1 protein-coding gene (cut by a window edge) is annotated in these 4,159 nt (G+C 36.3%); it reads left to right on the top strand.

The window, feature by feature from the left end; genetic code table 11:
* Nucleotides 1–4,159 carry part of the coding region annotated (locus ACKTTV_RS16875) for a non-ribosomal peptide synthase/polyketide synthase (protein ID WP_456243528.1) on the top strand (this coding region is incomplete at its 3' end). Its footprint begins 17,090 nt before the window's first position, so 4,159 of the 21,249 annotated nt are shown.

Below are 4,159 nucleotides of genomic sequence, written 5' to 3' on the forward strand. Positions count from 1 at the left end.
GGTCATTGGAAAATGTAGTCATTCAGAATATGCTTTATTTGGGTCAATATTCTCAGGACGTCTACAAGGAGCGTTGAACTCAGCAGATTCCTTGGGATTATTTATCAATACCTTACCATTTTATGTTTCTTTGGAAGATGATGTACAGGACTATATCCAACAGGTAAAAGGGCGTTTACAAGATTTACTACCGTATGAGCAAACACCACTATCAAGTATCCAAGGTTGGAGTGGAATATCTACTGAAGTTTCTTTGTTTAGTGCCTTATTAAATTATCGTCATTCTCACTCTGTAACAGAGACAGAAGAAGGAGAAACTATTGATTTAGGATTAGAAGTTATAGGAGGAGATGAGCGAACGAACTATCCATTTACGTTAAATGTTGATGATTTTGGAGAGAGTTTTGGATTAACAGCTCAGATAGAAGGAAGTATTGATGCAGATAAGGTATTGTCTTATATGCAAGAAGCCTTAACGAGTTTATTAAAAGGCTTAAAAGCAGAAGAAAAAGCATCAGTTAGACGCCTAGGCATTTTATCTGAAGAAGAGAATAGAGAAATATTGGAGGTTTTCAATGCAACTGAACTCAAGTATCCATCAGAGAAATCTGTTGTAGAATTATTTGAAGAGCAGGTAAAGAAAACACCAAAAGCAGCGGCGATTACATTTGAAGGAACTACTTTGAGTTATCAGGAGTTAGATGCTCGTTCAAATCAACTAGCACATTATTTACAAGAGAATGGAGTAGCGACAGATACGTTTGTAGGAATCTGTATGGATCGTAGCTTGGAGTTACTTGTAGCAATTTTAGGAGTTTTAAAATCAGGAGGTGCTTATATACCAATTGATCCAAGTTATCCAGAAGATCGTATCGAGTATATGTTAAGCGATGCTACGATTAATTTGGTATTGACAAGTAAGACGAATACAGATGTACTAGAAAATAGAAGTAACATTAGTGTTGTTGCTTTAGACCAAGACTGGGATAGCTTAATTTCAGAGTATCCAACAAAGACTTTAAATAAAACTATTTCATCAAATGATTTAGCCTATGTTATTTATACTTCAGGAAGTACCGGACAACCAAAGGGAGTTCAAATAGAGCATAAAAACATTGTTAGTTTAAGTATGAGTTGTGATTATGTCGCCTTGAATTCAGAGACGGTTTGGTTGTCAACAGGATCAATTTCGTTTGATGCAACCACCATTGAATACTGGGGAACATTGCTTAATGGAGGAGAACTGGTATTAACCACGAAAGAAACTCTATTAGATACGGCAAGCTTTAAAACATTATTACAAGAAAAAGAAGTTACTACCTTGTGGATGACCGCTTCATGGTTTCATGGAGTAGTAGAGGAAGATGCAAGTGTTTTTGCTTCATTACGTTATTTGTTAGTTGGAGGAGATGTTGTTCTGTTCAACTATACCAATAAAATAAAAGAACTATATCCAGATCTCACTATTATTAATGGATATGGTCCAACGGAGAACACTACGTTCTCAACAACATATACTATTGACATTACCGAGGAAACCCTTCCAATAGGTAAGCCAATTAAAAACAGAGAGGCTTATGTTGTTGACTCGGTAATGAATTTAGTCCCTGTAGGAGTTGAAGGAGAATTAGTTGTAGGAGGGGCAGGAGTAGCTAGAGGTTACTTAAACAACGAAGAGTTAACCAAAGAGAAGTTCATTACAAATCCATTTAAAGATGGAGAGAGACTCTACAAAACAGGTGATTTAGTAAAATGGTTACCTGATGGGAATATTGAATTTGTAGGAAGAAAAGATGCTCAGGTTAAAATCAGAGGATATAGAATTGAATTAGGAGAGATAGAAAACAGTTTATCAAACTTAAGTTCAATTAGTCAATGCTGTGTACTAGCAAAAGAAGCAGCCAATGGAACCAAGCGATTGGTTGGATATGTAGTTTCAGAGGATACTTTTGATAAGGAAGCGATTCAAACCGAGTTAAAAGAGTATCTACCAGATTATATGATTCCATCGATTTGGGTGGAAATGGATGAGATGCCACTCACAAGCAATGGTAAATTAGATAGAAGAGGTTTACCAGAACCAGATAGTTCGGATTTATCAAGTAATGATTATGTAGCACCAAGAAATGAAACGGAAAAACAATTGGTAGCCATCTGGCAAGAATTGTTAGGTGTAGACCAAGTAGGCGTTTATGACGATTTCTTTGAATTAGGAGGACATAGTTTACTGGTTGTTCAGTTAATTTCAAGAATCCAAAAGATAGGATTCAATATCTCAGTAAAAGATATTTTCTCAGAACCTACCATTGCAGTGATCAGTCAAAATGTATCTTCATCGGAATTGATGTATCAAGTTCCTGAAAATGGAATAACAAAAGGTATCGATACGATCACCCCAGAGATGGTTCCATTATTAGACTTTAGTCAAGAAGATATTGATTCTGTGGTATCACAAGCCCCAGGCGGGATATCAAATATTGAGGACATGTATCCATTATCACCTTTACAGGATGGAATTTATTTCCATTATTTAATGAGTGATCAGGATCATGGAGATCCTTATGTTTTACCAAGTTTATACTCCTTCCCAAGTGAGGAAAAGAGAGCATTATTTATCGAGGCCTTACAGTTTGTAGTGAACCGTCATGATGTTTTACGTACCTGTGTTGTCAGTGAAGGTTTACCACAGGCAGTTCAGATAGTTCTTAGAGAAGCAGTATTGGAGGTAGAGGAGTTAGATGTAGCTTTACCAGAATTAGAATTATTAGCAGAGCCAGGAAATCAACGAATGGATGTTTCCAAGGCACCATTATTGGAATTAAAATCGGCAGATGATAAAGAGAATGATAATTACTATCTAATTATCAATCAACATCACTTAATTTTAGATCATGTTGGGTTAGAGAAGATTGTATTTGAGATTACTGTTTACCTATCAGGGAAAACATCCGATCTTCCAACACCAGTTTTATATAGAGACTTTATAGGACATACACTTCATTCACAAGCAACCAATGATAGTGAAGCCTATTTTACAAGTCTATTAGAGGGAATCGACACACCAACCTATCCATTTGGATTATCAGATATTCAAGGAACAGGAAGTGATATTAAGGAGTTACAAGCTGTTTTACCGGAGCGGTTAAGTGAGTCAATAAGAAAGGTAAGTACTGGTTTAGGAATGAGTCCGGCAGTGATCTTCCATGCAGCTTATGGACTTGTTGTAGGAAAATGCAGTAATGCAGAGTATGCATTGTTTGGAACCTTATTCTCAGGTCGTTTACAAGGAGCTTCAGGAGCGGCAGATTCATTAGGATTATTCATTAATACATTAGGTTTCTTAGTAGAACTTAATGGAAGTGTAGCAGATTATATTGCTCAGGTTAAAGAGCGATTAGGAGATTTATTACCGTACGAACAAACACCACTTTCAAACATTCAGAATTGGAGTGAGATTTCTAATGAGGTACCTTTCTTTAGTGCCTTATTAAACTACCGTCACTCATCAATACTAACAGAAGAAGAGGTTGATGAGGATACGGTTAATTTGGGAATAGAGATTGTTAGTGATCATGAGCGCACGAATTATCCGTTTTCATTAAATGTTGATGATTATGGAAAGGAATTCAAATTAACCGCTCAGATTGATGGCAGTATTGATACCGAGCGTGTACTTGCTTTTATGGAAGAAGCTTTGGTACAACTTGTAGAAGGGGTACAATCAGAAGAATCAGTACCAGTTGCAAGTTTATCAATTTTAGCAAAAGAAGAGGAAGTACAATTATTAGATACTTTCAATAATACTCATGCTGAGTATCCATTAGATACAACGATACTAGATCTTTTCTCAGACCAGGTGAAGCAATCACCAAAACAAGTAGCTGTTGTTTATAAAGGAGAAGCATTAAGCTATAAAGAACTTGATCAACGTTCGAATCAAGTAGCGAGATATTTACAAGCAGAGGGAGTTCAATCAGATGACTTAGTAGGAATTTGTATGACGCGTAGCTTGGAGATGATCGTAGGAATTTTAGGAGTTCTAAAATCAGGAGGAGCTTATGTTCCAATCGATCCGAACTATCCAAAAGAGCGAATTGAATATATCATTGAAGACACTGGAATTGAATTAGTATTAAGTAATGAAGCAAGCCAAGAAGTT

The sequence above is a fragment of the Tenacibaculum xiamenense genome, from assembly GCF_964513065.1.
Classification (GTDB): domain Bacteria; phylum Bacteroidota; class Bacteroidia; order Flavobacteriales; family Flavobacteriaceae; genus Polaribacter; species Polaribacter xiamenense.